16 protein-coding genes and 1 pseudogene are annotated in these 16,080 nt (G+C 61.5%); 5 read left to right on the top strand and 12 right to left on the bottom strand.

Annotated features, from left to right (window positions below; all coding sequences use genetic code 11):
• Positions 1-127 (top strand): annotated as a pseudogene (locus tag F3J08_RS13855) (IS481 family transposase); the annotation flags it as partial.
• On the opposite strand, the gene F3J08_RS13850 reads toward F3J08_RS13855, so the two are convergent.
• The 3 genes from F3J08_RS13850 to F3J08_RS13840 form a co-directional block, all read right to left on the bottom strand.
• The gene (locus F3J08_RS13850) at positions 124-957 is read right to left on the bottom strand and encodes a phosphatidylcholine/phosphatidylserine synthase (protein WP_205207038.1); all 834 of its coding nucleotides are present in this window, start codon (positions 955-957) and stop codon (positions 124-126) included. The pseudogene F3J08_RS13855 and the gene F3J08_RS13850 sit on opposite strands and share 4 nt — an antisense overlap.
• 106 nt (positions 958-1,063) lie before the next feature.
• Positions 1,064-1,741 (bottom strand): phosphatidylserine decarboxylase, encoded by a 678-nt coding sequence (locus F3J08_RS13845; protein WP_062164210.1) that lies wholly within the window; start codon positions 1,739-1,741, stop codon positions 1,064-1,066.
• A 54-nt stretch (positions 1,742-1,795) separates the two neighbouring features.
• The gene (locus tag F3J08_RS13840; protein ID WP_166930705.1) at positions 1,796-2,590 is read right to left on the bottom strand and encodes a methyltransferase; all 795 of its coding nucleotides are present in this window, start codon (positions 2,588-2,590) and stop codon (positions 1,796-1,798) included.
• A 125-nt stretch (positions 2,591-2,715) separates the two neighbouring features.
• Here F3J08_RS13840 and gloB point away from each other — a divergent pair, with 125 nt between their 5' ends.
• Both gloB and F3J08_RS13830 read left to right on the top strand, forming a co-directional pair.
• On the top strand, positions 2,716-3,435 hold the full coding sequence (gene gloB / locus F3J08_RS13835; protein ID WP_166930703.1) for a hydroxyacylglutathione hydrolase: 720 nt from the start codon (positions 2,716-2,718) through the stop codon (positions 3,433-3,435).
• Between the two features lie 72 nt (positions 3,436-3,507).
• The gene (locus tag F3J08_RS13830; protein WP_162993402.1) at positions 3,508-4,110 is read left to right on the top strand and encodes an HAD family phosphatase; all 603 of its coding nucleotides are present in this window, start codon (positions 3,508-3,510) and stop codon (positions 4,108-4,110) included.
• Here F3J08_RS13830 and F3J08_RS13825 read toward each other — a convergent pair.
• The 9 genes from F3J08_RS13825 to F3J08_RS13785 form a co-directional block, all read right to left on the bottom strand.
• A complete protein-coding gene (locus F3J08_RS13825; RefSeq protein WP_122039115.1) occupies positions 4,091-4,225 on the bottom strand; it encodes a DUF2474 family protein in 135 nt (44 codons plus the stop codon). The two genes, F3J08_RS13830 and F3J08_RS13825, sit on opposite strands and share 20 nt — an antisense overlap.
• A 176-nt stretch (positions 4,226-4,401) precedes the next feature.
• The gene (gene cydB / locus F3J08_RS13820; protein WP_122039049.1) at positions 4,402-5,424 is read right to left on the bottom strand and encodes a cytochrome d ubiquinol oxidase subunit II; all 1,023 of its coding nucleotides are present in this window, start codon (positions 5,422-5,424) and stop codon (positions 4,402-4,404) included.
• A gap of 9 nt (positions 5,425-5,433) precedes the next feature.
• Entirely contained in the window at positions 5,434-6,843 is a 1,410-nt protein-coding gene (locus tag F3J08_RS13815; protein WP_023978129.1) for a cytochrome ubiquinol oxidase subunit I, read from the bottom strand.
• 85 nt (positions 6,844-6,928) lie between these two features.
• Positions 6,929-7,960, bottom strand: a complete 1,032-nt coding sequence (locus F3J08_RS13810) for a hypothetical protein (protein WP_166930702.1) — start codon at positions 7,958-7,960, stop codon at positions 6,929-6,931.
• Positions 7,961-8,290: 330 nt separating this feature from the next.
• Positions 8,291-9,034: a 1-acyl-sn-glycerol-3-phosphate acyltransferase gene (locus tag F3J08_RS13805; RefSeq protein ID WP_166930701.1), complete on the bottom strand. Its 744-nt coding sequence runs from the start codon at positions 9,032-9,034 to the stop codon at positions 8,291-8,293.
• A gap of 112 nt (positions 9,035-9,146) precedes the next feature.
• On the bottom strand, positions 9,147-9,737 hold the full coding sequence (locus tag F3J08_RS13800; RefSeq protein ID WP_166930699.1) for a YdcF family protein: 591 nt from the start codon (positions 9,735-9,737) through the stop codon (positions 9,147-9,149).
• Positions 9,734-10,642: an ABC transporter permease gene (locus tag F3J08_RS13795; protein ID WP_166930698.1), complete on the bottom strand. Its 909-nt coding sequence runs from the start codon at positions 10,640-10,642 to the stop codon at positions 9,734-9,736. Before F3J08_RS13795 ends, F3J08_RS13800 begins: the two co-directional genes overlap by 4 nt.
• Positions 10,639-11,472 (bottom strand): ATP-binding cassette domain-containing protein, encoded by an 834-nt coding sequence (locus tag F3J08_RS13790; RefSeq protein ID WP_166930696.1) that lies wholly within the window; start codon positions 11,470-11,472, stop codon positions 10,639-10,641. Before F3J08_RS13790 ends, F3J08_RS13795 begins: the two co-directional genes overlap by 4 nt.
• Before the next feature lie 19 nt (positions 11,473-11,491).
• Positions 11,492-11,935 (bottom strand): hypothetical protein, encoded by a 444-nt coding sequence (locus F3J08_RS13785; RefSeq protein WP_166930695.1) that lies wholly within the window; start codon positions 11,933-11,935, stop codon positions 11,492-11,494.
• A 311-nt stretch (positions 11,936-12,246) separates the two neighbouring features.
• Between F3J08_RS13785 and F3J08_RS13780 the strand changes: the two genes are divergently transcribed.
• Together F3J08_RS13780 and F3J08_RS13775 are read left to right on the top strand one after the other, a co-directional pair.
• Positions 12,247-14,118, top strand: a complete 1,872-nt coding sequence (locus F3J08_RS13780) for a response regulator (RefSeq protein WP_166930693.1) — start codon at positions 12,247-12,249, stop codon at positions 14,116-14,118.
• A complete protein-coding gene (locus tag F3J08_RS13775) occupies positions 14,115-16,040 on the top strand; it encodes a response regulator (RefSeq protein ID WP_240149359.1) in 1,926 nt (641 codons plus the stop codon). Before F3J08_RS13780 ends, F3J08_RS13775 begins: the two co-directional genes overlap by 4 nt.
• Positions 16,041-16,080 lie beyond the last annotated feature (40 nt).

Here is a 16,080-nt window from a genome sequence, read left to right as displayed (position 1 = left end):
TTTCGCACGTCGACTGAAGACGCTCCGGGGCCTCACGCCATACGAATTCGTTTGCCAGCAATGGCAGCACGAGCCATCAAGATTCACGCAAAACCCGCACCATCAAAACCCGGGACCAAACATCTAGGGCACATCCTCCGACATGGCGTCGGCCTGTTCCTTGAGGCGATGGAAGCTGCGGCGGCTGAACGGCAGCATCAGCAGATAGATGATGCCAGCCGCTGCCAGAGCAAGCCAGGGATCGGCCAGAAGGATTGCCGCATAGAGCAATGTGCCCAGCATGAGCGGCAGCACAAAGGGTGACGGGATCTTGAAGTTCTTGAACGACCAGACCGGCAGTGTCGAAACCAGCAGGGCTGCGGTCAGGATCAGGAAACCGGCTGCCAGCAGGGGGGAGCGGGCCAGGGATTCAAGAACTGGCCAGTGCATCCTGTCGGCTTCGAGCCCGAGGAAGATCGGAAACAGCACGACACCCGCGCCGGCAGGTGCGGGTACCCCCGTGAAGAAGCTGTAGGAATATTCCGGCTTCTCCTCGTCATCGAGGCTGGCATTGAAGCGCGCAAGACGCAGCGCCATGCACACAGTGAACAGAATGCAGGGCACAAAAGCGTAGCGCCCGCCATTGGTCTGCAATGTCCAGAGATAGAGCAGGAAAGGCGGCGCCACGCCAAAGCAGACGAAATCGGATAACGAGTCGAACTCGGCCCCAAAGCGCGATGTGCCATGCAGCAGACGGGCGATACGTCCATCGAGCCCATCGATACAGGCCGCAATCACGAGTGCCGCAGCAGCATAGGCAAATTGCTGCTCCAGCCCGTACCGCATCCCGCTCAGCCCGGCGCACAGACCCAGCATGGTCAGCAGGTTCGGGATGAGCCTGTTGAAAGACGGGCCGCGCACGCGCACGCGGCGCGGGCGGATACGCCTCAGCCGACGCTTCCTGCGCCGGGGAGGCAGGCCGGCCTGCCCGTCTGCAGAGGCAGTCTCCTGCGCTGTGTTGGCTTGGGCGTGACCTGTCGTTTCATCAGGACCGGGGAGCGTGTCTGACACGGGGCTTACAGGCTCAGAGATGGGCGATGACGGTTTCGCCACCGACCATGGTTTGTCCGGTGCTGACAAGCGGTGTCACACCCGGCGGCAAATAAAGATCGGTGCGCGAGCCAAAGCGGATCAGGCCAAAGCGATCGCCCGGTTCCACAGCGCTGCCCTCGTCCACATAGCAGACGATACGACGCGCAATCAGCCCGGCGATCTGGACGATGGCCATGTGACGACCGTCCTCGAGCGTCAGGCGAACCTCGTTGCGTTCATTGAGGTCAGAGGCCTTGTCGAGGCTGGCATTGAGGAACTGCCCGGCGTGATAGGCAATCTTCGTGACCGTGCCGGCTGCGGGCATACGATTGATATGTACGTTCAGCACGGAAAGGAAGGTCGCCACGCGCCACACAGGCTCACTGCCCATGCCCAGCGCTGCGGGTGGCGTCGCGAGTTCCACCGATACGACGCGACCATCAGCCGGGGCCAGGGCCAGATCGGTGCGCGCCGGCGGAAAACGCTTGGGGTCGCGGAAGAAGTAAAGGCAGAATCCGAACCCGCCCAAAGCCACATTGCCAATCAGGCGCGTGGCGCGCCAGGGCGTCGCGCGGCCGAGCAGGGTCAACCCTCCCGTCAGTGCGAGAAAGGGGAAGGCAGCGCGGTGAGGCGGTGCCAGAACGGATTTGATCGATTGAATCAGGGACATGGGCGCAGTCTTACGACACCTTGGTTTTGGGTCAAGCTTTGCCTGTTTTCAGCCCTAGCTGCCCGGTTTGCCACTCAGGCTGTCGCAGCTGCTGGCAGAGCTCGCCAGTGTGGTCACGCGTCTGCCAAAAGCGAGCTTGGCGCGTTCAGCCTCAACCGGCATGCCGGAATAGAGATCCTTGCACGCGTTCACCAGATGCACGCCCCCCAGCCTGCGCCCCAGCAATCCCGTCGCTCGATCTGCCATAAGAGCCGCCTGCTCACCCAGCTTCAACAGCGCCAGAGGCGCGCTGAGCGCGGTTGCTGTGCTTTCGGCGCGAAACAGGGCGCGTTGCAGGGCGCGATCGAGCTGACTGGCCGAAAACGGGCTGCCGTGACCGAAAGGCGACGTATCGTCCTTGGCGGCAAGACCTGTCCGGTTCGGAACAACAAGAATCAGCTGGCCATGATCGGCGAGGACCTTCCAGACCATGCGCAGCAGAGGATGGGGGTTAGCCAGTTCGAGCCCATGCACCATCACTACCAGATCGATACCCAGATCATCGAAGGGCAGGGCATCGGACGCTACAAGACATGAAGGCATGGCAAAGCCGCCATGATTGTCCAGCGGCGCGCGCCGGGTGAGCGGTGTGTCGAGCTGGGCCGACGCCACCCAGTGTGCCCGCCCAAGCCCACGCCATTGGGACAGGAGTGGCTGCGCATAGCCAAGACCCAGAACGCGTAGCCCGGTCGGGTCGGGCAGCAGGCCTGCCAGTTGCGCCATGAGCAGAGCATTGACCTGATCGCCGCGCCGGCTGGCATAAAAACCGGCAGCATCGGGAGGGACGAACTGGGGTGGGCGCTTGGGCATGGGGACACGCTAGACCGAACCTCCCTATTGGGCCAGAGGGGCTGGTGGTGCGTTCTTGATCGGCGAGGCGTAATATCTCTCTCAACTAACGCCGCAACACACTGCAGGAACAGGAAAGCTGCACCATGAGCCTACAGATCAAAGCCGTACCTTTCGCACGCGATAATTATGCCTGGCTTCTGACCGACCCGCAGACAGGAATCGTTGCCGTCATCGACCCCGGCGAGTCCGATCCGGTCGCGGAGGTGATTGGTGACGGTCGTCTCGACCTCATTCTTCTCACCCATCATCACGCCGATCATATTGGAGGCGCCGAGGCCTTGCGCCAGAAATACGGCGCCCGTATCGCCGGCGCGGAGGCGGATCAGGCCCGTTTGCCACCGCTTGACCTGCTGCTTCATGATGAGGATCGTATTGCCGTGGGTCATGATCTGGGGGAGGTCATTGCCACCCCCGGTCATGCGCGCGGGCATATCTCCTTCTATTTCCGCTCTGTCCCCGCGCTGTTCTGTGGTGACACGTTGTTCAGCCTCGGGTGCGGTCGCCTTCTGGAGGGGACGGCGGAAGAGATGTTCACCAGCCTTCATCGCTTCGACCCCCTGCCGGATGACACGCTCGTGTATTGCGGTCATGAATACACGCAGAGCAATGCTGCTTTTGCGCTGAGTATCGACCCGACAAACGAGGCGCTGCGGCAGCGTGCTGCTGAAGTCGAGGCGCTTGGTGCCGAGGGACGCCCCAGCCTGCCGGTGCGGCTTGGGCTTGAGCGTGAGACCAATCCGTTCCTGCGTGCCCCTGACAGCAGCGAACTGGGCAGGCTGCGCCAGGCGAAGGACCGCTTCTGAGATAGATGGCTTCCTTATGGGGTGGTCGAGTCAGGCAACAGACCGCTGGTACGCTGGCGAAAGGCAGATCAGGTGACGACTTTCAATCTGAACGATTACGATTTTGACGCCATCATTTTCGATTGCGATGGGACAATCGCGGACACGCTCCCCGTCCACTTCCTGACCTTCAAGGAAGCGCTGGCGGAGCAGGGGCAGGTTCTCACGTCAGAGTGGTACTACGCCCGCACCGGGCTTTCGAGCAGCAAGCTGTTCGACGCTTATGAGAAAGCGTTTGATGTGACGCTCGACCGGGCGGCTCTGCTTGCCCGTTGCCGTGTGCTCTACGAAGCCCATCTTGATGTGCTGCGTGAGCACAGTTTCACAGCCGAGATCGCCCGCAGCCATTTCGGCCACGTTCCGATGGCCGTGGCCTCGGCCGGGCTCAAATCGATCGTGACCGCGACATTGCGTACGCTCGATTTGCTGGAACTGTTCGATTGCGTGGTGACGGTGGAGGATGTGACCCATCCCAAACCGGCCCCTGATCTCTATCTGCTGGCCGCCAGCAAGCTCGGTGTTACCCCCTCGCGCTGTCTTGTTTTCGAGGACACGGAGGAAGGGCTCGAGGCCGCCCATAATGCCGGGATGAGGGCTGTCGACGTGCGGCCTCATCTTACCATTGATGAAAGATGATGATCCTGAGCAGGGTTGCGACAATAGCCAGTGTCACGACCCCGCCTGCCCAAAGCCCGACAAACCAGCCAAGACGGGCAAGGAAGGAGGAGGAAGGGGCGGGAGAAGCAGGCATTGTCATAACTCCTCTGGCGAAGTGGCAAGCCGGCCAGAAATAGCCTGACCAACGTTTGAAGCATTTGAGCCCGGGCGATGAAAAGCCCGGGGGGGGCAGGCCCCTCATGAGATCCATCCCCGTTCGGAACCGGGTCGATCGCATGAGGGTGACATTGGGTCAGGCCAGGCCCGGCGTCAGTGGTAATGATGATCGGCGGTCACCGTGCCGCGGAACACCCAGTAGGAATAGATCGTGTAGGCCAGGATGATCGGCAGCAGGATCGATGCACCGACCAGCAGGAAGAGCTGGCTTTCCGGTGGCGAGGAGGCGGACCAGATCGTGACCGTGGGCGGTACGATATAGGGCCAGACATTGATGCCCAGACCCGAGAAGCACAGAAAGAACCAGCCCAGCGCGCAGAGGAACGGCGTGAGGCGCGTTGCCTGCTTGCGCAGCGACAGGAAGAACAGCGCAGCGAGCACGATCACGGCGACGGGCACGGGCGCAACCCAGACGATTTCAGGGAAATCGGTCCAGCGATGCATGTAATTGGCGTGCAGATAGGGCGTCCAGACCGACACAATGGCAATCAGCACCAGCATGCCGAGGCCCAGCGGCGCGGAGAGGCGCTGCATGACAGCCTTCAGATCGGTCTCCGTGCGCCAGACCAGCCAGGTCGCACCAAGCAAGGTGTAGCCAACCGCTACGGCAAAGCCGCAGAAGAGCGGGAAGGGAGCGACCCAGTCCCATGCACTGCCGACGAAGGTGTTGTTCTCGACCTTCACGCCCATGATGAGCTCACCCAGAATGATGCCCTGCATGACAGAGGCAACGAGTGAGCCGAAGCAGAAGGAGCGATCCCAGAACCCCATGCCGAAAATGCCGCTTGCCTTCACACGGAATTCAAACGCCACGCCACGCAGGATGAGCGCGAGCAGCATGAACAGGATCGGCAGGTAGAGCGCGGGGAGGATCGTGCCATAGGCGACAGGGAACACGCCATAAAGCGTGGCGCCTCCGAAGATCATCCAGGTTTCATTACCGTCCCAGACCGGGGCGATGGTGTTGACCATGACATCGCGATGTTCCTTGCGATGCTCGCCGAGGAACAGGATGCCAATGCCCAGATCGAACCCGTCGAGACAGACATAGATGAAGATGGCCAGAGCCGCGAGGGTTGCCCAGATGATGGGCAACCAATAGGCGAGGGTATTCATGGTAAACGTTTACTCCGCCGGGTGGTGAGAAACTTGGGTGATACCAGCGGCACGATGCGGCTGATCGCGCGGGGGCTCAGGTTCGTTCGAGCTGGGTTCCTTGGCGAAATCGCGCAGCAGGATGCCGATACCGGCGGTAAAGACGATGAAATAGACGATGACGAAGGCGACCATGGACATTTCCATGTTCGGCAGTGTCACGGGTGAGACGCTGTCGACGGTGCGCAGCAGCCCGTAGATCGTGAAGGGCTGGCGGCCCACTTCGGTCGTGACCCAGCCGCACAGCAGGGCGATGAACCCGGCAGGCGTCATGAGCAAGGCGCCGCGCAGCAGGATCGGGTTGGTATAGAACCCGCCCTTCCAGCGCAGGAACAGCGAGAAGAACCCAAGCAGGGCCATCAGGCTGCCAAGGGCCACCATCACGCGGAAGGTGTAGAACACGACATACATCGGCGCGCGCTGGTCCTTCGGGAAATCCTTGAGGCCCGGCACCTTGCCGTCGAGGCTGTGCGTCAGGATCAGCGAGCCCACCAGCGGGATACCGATCTTGTAGCGTGTCACCTCATGTTCCATGTCCGGCACGCCAAACAGCAATTCGGGCGCACGGCTCTCGCTCTCCCAGTCGCCTTCCATCGCCGCGATCTTGGCGGGCTGGTATTTCAGCGTGTTCAGGCCGTGGGCGTCACCCGCCAGGATCTGGAGCGGTGCCACGATGGCAGCCATCCACATTGCCATGGAGAACATGACCTTCACGGCATCGGTCGGCTGGCGCTTCTGACGCTTGGCCTTGAGCAGATGCCACGCGCCGACGCCACCCACGATGAACGCAACGCAGAGAAACGCTGCGAGGGCCATATGGACAAGGCGGAACGGGAAGGAGGGGTTAAAGACGATGGCGAACCAGTCGGCGGGCAGGAAGCGGCCTGTTGCGGCATCGATCTTGTAGCCCTGTGGCGTCTGCATCCAGGAATTGGAAGCCAGGATCCAGCTCATGGAGATCAATGTGCCGATCGAGACCATGCAGGTTGCAGCAAAATGCAGCCGCTTGCCCACGCGGTTGAGGCCGAACATCATGACACCAAGAAAGCCGGCCTCAAGGAAGAACGCCGTCATGACCTCATAGGCCAGCATCGGGCCAAGGATCGGTCCGGCCTTTTGCGAGAATTGCGACCAGTTGGTGCCGAATTCATACGACATGACGAGGCCGGAAACGACACCCATGGCAAACACGACGGAAAAGACGCGCAGCCAGTATTTGAAGAGGTCGAGATAGACGGGTTTGTCCGTCTTGAGCCAGAGCCCCTCGAGCACAGCCAGAAACGCAGCCAGGCCGATGGAGAAGGCGGGAAAGACGATATGGAATCCGACGGTAAACGCGAATTGCAATCGTGCGAGGAAGAGAGCACTCATGTCAGGCATTGCAGGGATCCGCGGCCATCAAGGCCAGTCGTGAAGGGGAATGGTTAACTGCCACCGCCCATAAGGCGTCAGCTTCCCCTCCGGTTCATCGATAATGCCCTGTTATTATCGCGGAAATGTGATTTTGCAATAAAATGTCATCGGGACCGAGCGGGATGGGAAGGTCCAGATGGTCCGGTATCCTTGCGGTTTGTTCATCAAGACCCGCCAGCAGGCGTGCGTAGTCCGGGTTATTCCGTAGCGCTTGCGGTGTATGAGCAACCCAGTAACGGGCAAAGCCCTGCAAGCCGCTGAGATGGGCCCACACTGTGCCTTGCCCGGTACCTGAAAGGGTTCCGCGGGCAACGACAGAGACGGGCCCAAGTGTGAAAGACGCCTCCTGAATTAAAAAGCGTTCATAACCCACATCATGGGGCAAACCAGCAGCACGGTCGCCTTGGTCGTGACCATTGCTCGTTCGATGCAATGCGGCGAGAACGAGGTGGAGATACCTCGCTGTAGGCAGCGCAGCGAGGAGGTCCTGCAGGCTGGGCGTCAGGCTGCCGCTGCCCTGTGTCGCGGTCAGCTTCGGCTCTACCCTGTCTGCGTGCAGGTCGAGGCTCCATGCCAAGGAGGGGTCGGTATTCCGTGCGCCGGGCAGGAATCGCGCTGTGACATTGCGTAGCGTGAGCGTGTCGATTCCTGATATCGGTAGCCCCGATGCCGTCACGCCTGTCGTGCGATAGACGATCACCTGTCGCGACGGGTCGAACCAGCCCGATCCACCACCAGCGCTCAGCACGACATCGCCACCGGGGCGCAGGATCTGTACACCCTCAGAGGTGAATGACGCTGCGAATGGGTGCCTCCAGCCGGGTTTGATCGTAAGAGACTGTCCGGTCCACCCCTCCCTGGAGCCACGGCCTATCAGGGGGGCAGTCAGCACGATGCGTGACCCCCACGGGCGCCATTGGCGTGCTTTCTCCTGCCACGTAAACCGCCAGCCCTCCGCCTGCGCCGTCATGGACAGTCTTGCGATCTGTCGGTCGATCTGACTGATGCGATAGGCGTCCAGAGCCTGCACTGCGAGTAACAGGGACGTAACACCGATTATGGTGAAGAAGAGCCCTTTTTTCATCTCGGATTAGCCCGGTGAATACTGGGTAATTGGCAGGTTCTGCCGTCAGATTTCACAGTTGTCGCGAGAAACCGCACATTTTATCCCCAGAGCTGAAAACGGATGAAATGAGGAAAAGGGAAAGAGTCTCCGCCGCGGGGCTATGAAAGCGCAGGGGGCTGTGTTAGATGCCCCCTCCGCACCGTTCTTTGCGCCATAAAGCGCGAAAAACCTAGCTTTTGCGGCGATTGTCTCTTGACTCGCTTTCTTGCCCGCCCCGGCTGGATCCTTTCAGGATCGTATCGGTTCGATGGGGGTTATGCACGGTGTTCCGCACAGGATTCCCCCCGATCAGCGTCTCAGGTCCACAGAGTTATCCACAGGGTGTGGTATATCGTGGGCAATGCAAAGTTTATCCCAGGACCTGTAGATCGAGTCGATCAGAGAGTGTCGCCCGGCATTCGCAGGCAAAGCCTCTCCTATGGCGATGATGATTTCGCCCGGAGTCATCAACCAGCCGCGGCGCGGCCAGTGCAGGCCAGAATTGGTGGCGACGGGAATGACAGGCACAGCCGCCTGCTTGGCCAGTGCGACTACGCCGGGCTGAAGGGGAACACGCTCGCCAGGGACGGTTCTTGTTCCTTCAGGGAAGATGATGATCTGTCGGCCTTCATCAAAATGCTCCTGTGTCGCCTTCATCAGGGCGCGCAGGGCCTTCGCGCCCGCGGCGCGCTCGACAGGCACCATGCCGGACAGAATCAGCATGGGACCGATGAACGGTATGCGGGTGAGCTCCTGCTTGATGACATAGGCCGGTTGCTCAGCAATCGTCATCCAGATGAAGCCGTCGAAGAAAGACTGATGCTGCGAGGCGACAAGGCACGCCCCTGCAGGCAGGTTCTCGCGGCCGATAACCGTGATGCGTATGCGACAGATCAGGCTCAGACCACGCAAGGTGAGCGATGACCAGAGCTGGGCATAGCGCAGGGCCAGCTTGTGGCGTCGCAGGGCGCGTATGGGCATGGCGATCACACCCATGATCAGGGTGAGGATGATGAAATAGCTCATGAAAAGCCAGGCGCGTATCCGGATCATGCACTCCCCCAGTAGCGTCTCGAGAATCCGATGTTCACTAGAGCATCACGGGGCAGGAGGGAAACGGCGCAACATGGGATTCGGGACCGGCATAGGTTTTACCCGGATGGGTTCATGACTGGGGGGTAAGATTGATTCCCCGCGAGAGGCCCAGATGGGAGCCGATCCATTTGATGTATTCGTGCAGCAGAAGGCTGAATGTTGCGCGATTGGGGCTGCGTCTCAGCGCCGGTGAGCGGACAGGGTAGGGGTGGAGCACGACCTCCGGTGCGGCGCGATGGATTTCAACCATAGCCCGCCGGATATGGTAGCCCGCCGTAACGACCAGCAGCGAACGGATATGGTTCTGCGTGGCCCACTGGGCCGTTTCCGACCCGTTGCCGATAGTAGACACCGCACGCCTGCCCAGTGTGATGCGCGACGCCAGTTCGGGTGTCAGCGATATCGGTGCATGTTCGCTGAGCTGGCTGAGTGTGGCATGGGGCCCCACCCCGGAGATCAGCAGCTTGCGCCCAACCCCCTTGTCCAGCAGCTGAAGCGAGGCCTCGATACGGTCACGCCCCCCGGTCAGGGCAACGATGCCGTCACAATGTACCGGATTGGATACGGGGTGGAGCGCATCGACGCAAAACCAGGCGAACCCTGCGCACCAGACAAGGGCCAGAACGAACACCAGAAACGGAACGGCCAACCAGAATCTCATGGCAGCCGGCGCAACCACAGACGCACCGTCCCCTGAGCCACAACGAAGCTGAGGACAGCAACGAGCACCGGCACACAGGCGAGGGACTGGAGCAGGGCTGGAGGTATGGCGGCCCACAAGGCAAGCCATTGTTCATAGCTTTGGGGCCACGTTGTTGCACCGGCGCCTGCCTGATCCATGAAGGGCAGCAGCAGGTGATAGAGTATGGCCAGTATCAGCCCGCCGAGCGCCGTGCCGATTACGCCTCCGCTCAGCCCGAGCAGGGCGCTTCGCCAGGCGATTCGTCGTGCGATCAGCCCGTCACGGGCGCCGAGGCCATGAAGGATTTCAATAGTGCGCCGTCGTGCAATCAGCGTCATGCGCACGGAAAGCGTGGTCACGCCAGCGGTGGCAAACCCGGCCAGCAACACGGCAAGCCACGCACAGGCCTGCAAAGTCTGGCCGAGGAGCATCAGGCGTTCGCCCCAGCGGGCATTTTCCTCGATGATGGCTGAAGGCGCGATCGTATCCAGTATGACTGGCAGATTGGTGACGGGGCCATTGCTGCGCCGTGTAATAGAGAGCACGACGGGCAGGTCTGACAGGCTGGCCTGCATCGTGCCAAGCCAGGGGCGAAGGATATCGCGCAGCCTTGCCTCGGGCAGAATGTCGACGCTGGCGATGCCGGGATCGCTCTTCAAGACGGTAACAAGTTTACTGGCTGTGTCCGCGGCATCGCCCGTAAGATCCGGAATTTCGATCGTAACCTGTCGGGTGGCGCCATGGTCCCATTCGCGAGAGAGAACGCGTGCTGCATTCCAGCCGCCGAGTGCGAGGGCTGCGATTGCCGCCACGGCGGCGATAAGAGGTATCAGCCCCTGATCGCGTCGGCCCAGATGCAGCCCATCAGGAAGTTTGCGGCTCATCGATCCCGTTCCCGCAAGGGGCGTGAGGCAGAGAGGAAGGGAGAGGTGGCATGGTCATCGGAATGACGAATGTCGCCGCCGCCATCAGTGGAGGTGCCAGAGCCTGAGGCATGAGTCTCAGGGTGATGCATCACCGGGGGTGGGACGGGTTTTTCGAGGCGCCCATTACGCAGGCTGATGCAGGGCAGGGGCATGGCCCGCAGCAGGGACTCGTTATGCGTGGCGACGATGACAGTCGTGCCCGAGCGGCTTAGCGCCTTCAATGCCTCAATGAGTTGCCAGCTTTGCGCCTCTGCAAGGGCATTGGTCGGTTCGTCAGCCAGAAGCAGGGCCGGGCGGGTTACAAGAGCGCGGGCAATGGCCACGCGCTGTCGCTCCCCTCCGGAGAGCTCATCTGGCAGGCTGTCAGATTTGGCCCCCAGATCGAGCCAGTCGAGGATAGACCCGATCTCGCCCCTTATCGCGCTGTCGGATTGTCCGGCCAGACGTAAAGGGAGGGCGATATTGTCATAAACACTCAGCTCGCCCAGCAGGCGCAGATCCTGAGGGATGAACCCGATGCGCTGCCTCAGCTGGGCCAGCTGACGGCGGCTGGCCCGCTCCGTCGCGATCCCGAGAATCTCGACCGTACCGCTCTCTGGCAAAGTCTCTGCATGGGCGAGGCGAAGCAGGCTGGACTTGCCCGCGCCGGAGGGGCCGGTCAGCCAGTAGAAGCTGCCTTGCTGGATGGTAAAATCGAGTCCCTCAAGGACCGGGCGCGCCATCTGACGTTGCCGGGCCAGACGGCGACGATACGCATGGCGATAGGTAACGTTGTGGAACCGGATCATGAAAGCCCCGGTCGCGGCGTTACATGTTGCGGGCGGCGACGGCGGAAACCGTCGCACCGAGGGCGGCGATGGCCATCAGCATGAAACCATCGAAGACAAGGCCGCTTGCCGTCATCACATGGCTGCCGATGGCAAGATGATCGGGAATGCTTCCGACCACGTGATTCATGACATCCTGTGCCTGCGGGTCGGTCGAGGCCGTGCCGGTAGTGATGGCCGAAAGGGCCTTGGGCAGGGCCATCCACCCGATGCCAAGCACAAGGCAGAGCGGTGCCAGGACTTCGGCCACCTGCTGGGCGAAATAAAAGGCGAAGTAGCAGACAGCCCAGAAGGCCGTGCGCAGGATAGCGAGCCCGCTGCCGCTGCTGCGCCCGCCGGTGCCAAGCCCGCTTGTGCCACGGGGCTCGCGGTCGTCGCTCGGCTGGCCTAGGCGTGACAGGGACGGGCGGGGCGAAACTTCCATGGGGCGCTTCCAGCTTGTCGTGATGGGCACGAATGAAGTGGCGTCCAGTCAGGGCTGGCCACGTTGTCTGATCCTGAGGTAGCTGCCAGCGCAGGGAAATGCAATGATCAGCCTGTGACACGGCGATGAACGCCCTGCGGCCCTTCTGATCTGCATGCGTCACACCGGGTGAAATCTCGCGGGTAGCGACATGACATGAGCTCTCGACATGTCATCTTTTCTGCAATGACAGCTGCATCGCAGAACTCTTTTCGTCCTGAGGGCGCTGCCGAACTTGATCACCCCTGCAAACTCATGAGACCAGTGCATTCATGACCCTGCAAGATGTGCCCCGCCCCGCAATCCTTCTCGTTGAGGAGTCGGATATACAGGCGCAAGCCCTTACGCTTCTGCTCGAAGAGGCAGGGTTTGTCGTCCGGCGCGTGGCCAGTGGTGAAGAGGCCCTGACCTGCCTCGATGATGGCCTGCCCGACCTCGTGGTGGCTGATTATCACCTGCCAGGCATGAATGGCGGGCAGATGGCCCGTCAGTTCCGCATGAACGCCCAGACGCGTTCGATCCCCATCCTGATGCTGACCGAAGATGTCGGGCCCGGACTGGAGCGTGAAGGGCTCGAAAGCGGCGCGGATGCCTATATCTCCAAATCGGCCCATCCTGACCTGCTGGTGCTGCGTATCCGTGCGCTGCTGCGAGAGGGCTCGGATTTTCTTCAGGCCGAAGAGGCTGGACGTTTTCGCCGGGCGCGTATCGTTATCGTCACGAGCCCCCATACCGAGGATTTCGAGGACGAGCCGGGCGACAATGCCAATTGGGAGCGCGATTCCTCCGGTGCCTCTCTGGGGGAGCTGCTCTGGCGCGATGGCCATACGGTCACCACGGTTACCGCCTCGGGCGAGCTGATTCATGGGGGCTGGCTTGGGGGCGAGGAGGGGCCGGATTGTCTGGTGCTCGACCTTACCTCGCGCCTGCTCGATGGCGTGAATTTCTGCCGCCGTCTCGATGCGCGCCGTCAGGATGTGCTCGAGGCCGGAGGAACATCATTCCGGATCCTCGGCATTGTCGATGCTGACCGGTTCAGGCGTCACTCTGCGGCAGATCTGTTCGATGCGGGGCTGGATGACCTGGTGCCCAGCGACATCGCCCCCGATGTTCTGGCGCTGCGCATCCGGGTGCTTGTGCGTCGCAAGCTGGCTCAGGACGAGATCAGGCAGCAGGAAATCAAGCGTCAGGTGCGCGAAGTAGCACTTCAGACCGCGCAGAGCGAGGCCCGCGCCATTGCCGCCAAGGCCGCGATGGCTGAGGCGCTGGCCCACGCCAATTCTGAACTTGCCGATGCCAATGCGCGACTGATCGAGACGCAGGCCAAGCTGGTGCAGACAGCCAAGATGGCCTCGCTCGGCGAGCTCGTGGCAGGCATCGCCCACGAGATCAACAATCCGCTCGCTTTCACTCTGGCGCATGAGGAGACCATCGCGCGGGCCCTGCAGCGGCTCACGGAGTCCGAGGGGCCTCTTCTGCCAGCACAGCTTGCGCTGCTGGAGAAATGTTCGAGCCGTATCGGTGCGATGCGGCTGGGGCTGCAGCGCATCCAGAATCTGGTGCTGAGCCTGAGGCGTTTCTCACGTCTCGATGAAAGCGCTTTTCAGGATACCGACGTGGTTGAGGCAATCGATACCGCGCTCGCCCTTCTGGCGCATAAATTCGGCCGCGAGATTACAGTGGAGCGCCATTTGTCGGCCCCACGTATGCTGGTCTGTCAGCCGGCCCTTCTGCATCAGGTGGTCATGAATATCGTCAGCAACGCAGCCGATGCCATACGCTCGCGTGCCGAGGCCGAAGGGCTTGAGGCCGGGGCGCCAAGCGGCAAGATCGTGATCCGGACCGTTCTGGAGCAGGAGGGATCGGATGCAAATTACGTGATCAGCGTGGCAGATGACGGACCGGGTGTGCCCGCCGCCCTGCGCGCACGTGTGTTCGAGCCATTCTTCACGACCAAGCCTGTCGGTATGGGAACGGGGCTGGGGCTGGCAATTGCCTATGGCGTGATCGAGGCGCATGGCGGCACGATTGATATAGAGGACGCGAATCTCGAGGGTGGACGCGATGTGGGGGCCTGTTTCACGCTCTCCGTTCCGGTGCGCCTTACCCCTACGGGACCGGTGACGATAGGACGCAGCGCATGAAACGGACCGAAATGAGCGTACCATTCGGGAGGAGCCGTATCCTCCTGGTGGATGATGAAGCCGAAATTCTGGTCGCGCTGACCGATCTGCTGGAGGATGAATTCGATATTCTCTCCAGTACAGACCCGCTCGAGGCGCTCGAATTCCTGCGCAAGTCACCCGATATCGCGGTGATTGTCTCCGATCAGCGCATGCCCAACATGACGGGCGATGTGATGCTGAGCAAGGCGCGGGACTATTCCGATGCGCGTGGAATTCTCCTGACCGGTTATGCCGATCTGGCCGCCGTGGTTGCCGCCCTCAATCAGGGCAGGATCCAGTTCTATGCCCACAAGCCGTGGGAATCCGACTCACTGCGCGCGATGGTGCGTGAGGTCGCAGCCCATCATCGCCTCGAGCGGGCATTGATGATGGAGCGCGTGCTTTTGCATGGCGCACTGGAATCGGTGCCGATGGATGTCGTGTTTTCCGAGGCCGATGGCACGGTACTGCGCCACAATATCGAGGTCGAAGTCACGCCGGATAGCAGGGGCGATATCGCTGAGGACTCCCTGTTCAACGATGCCCTTCGACCCGATATCGCCGCCATGCGTGAGGAGACCCGAAGCGAGGGCGAGGTCTCGCGGCTGGTGTCGGAGCATACGGCTGACGGGGTGAGGTGGCACGAGATCACGCGCCAGACCCTGCCCTGGCCGCGCAATGCGCTGGGTGTCCCTTTCCCGAGCGCGCAGCGCTGGCAGATGATGCTCGACCGCGATGTGACAGAGCGCCTCGCCATGGAGGAGCGCCTGCGTCAGGATGACAAGATGCATGCTCTTGGCACACTTGCCGGGGGGATTGCGCATGACTTCAACAACCTGCTGACCGCCATGCTGGGCTCGCTCGAATTGCTGCAGGACATGACGCCTGCAGTAACCCCGACCGTGACCAAGCTTTTCGACAATGCCCTTGAGTCGGCCCGTCGCGGTACGGTCCTGACCCGCCGTCTGCTCGAATTCGGCCGGCCGAAACCCATGGCGCTGCGTCCAGTCAACCTGGTCGAGATGATCTGGAGCATGCACGACCTGATCGTGCAGAGCCTGAGTCGGGCAAGCGATCTGCGCGGCGAAACGGGGCGTTGCACGATCGATCTCTCTGCCGTGCCGCGTGATCTGGTCATGCCCCCCGTAATGAGTGACTCCGGTCAGCTTGAAATGGCCCTGCTCAACTTGTGTATCAATGCCCGCGATGCCATGCCGGATGGCGGTGTTATCAGTATCGCGCTCAGCCATGAGGCTCATGCCCCTGAAGGTGAGCGCGTCGTGCTCTCGGTGGATGATCAGGGCTGCGGCATGCCGCCGGAGATCGTGCGCCGTATCTTCGAACCTTTTTTCACGACGAAGGGCCTTGGAAGCGGCACGGGTCTGGGGCTTTCGACCATCTACGGGTTCCTGCAGCGCAGCGGGGGGGATATCCGTGTCGAGAGCACGCCGGGCGAAGGCACACGCATGATCATGCTTCTGCCTGTCAGCCACGAGGCGACGGCAGGGGCGCAGCAGGAGGCGGTCGAGGCTGTTTCGGGGCCGCGCAAGCTGCGTGTGTTGCTGGCTGATGATGAACCCGGTGTGCGGCTCGTTACGGCGCAATTCCTCTCGCAGGACGGTCATGAGGTGATCAGCGTTGCGGATGGCAAGGATGTGATTGCCTGCCTGGCTGCGGGTGAACATTTCGATCTGGTTGTGCTCGATCTGCTGATGCCGGGCATGGGCGGCCGCGAATGCGGCGCCATCCTGGCGGAGAAATATCCCGCTCTGCCGGTGCTTTACGTCAGTGGTTATGCCGACCCCGAAAACCTGCCTGCCGATGCTTTCGTGCTGGGCAAGCCTTTCACCCCGGTGGAGTTGCGTCAGGCAATCGCCACCACGCTGCGTAACTGGGCATAGGGCGGGCTTGTCTCTCTGCGCGCAGGGCTTATGTGAAGAG

Origin of the sequence: Asaia sp. As-1742, from assembly GCF_011753235.1 — a bacterium.
In the GTDB taxonomy this organism is placed as follows: Bacteria; Pseudomonadota; Alphaproteobacteria; order Acetobacterales; family Acetobacteraceae; genus Asaia; species Asaia bogorensis_B.
The sequence above is the reverse complement of the archived record's forward strand: the minus strand, read 5'-3'. Positions and strand labels throughout refer to the sequence as shown.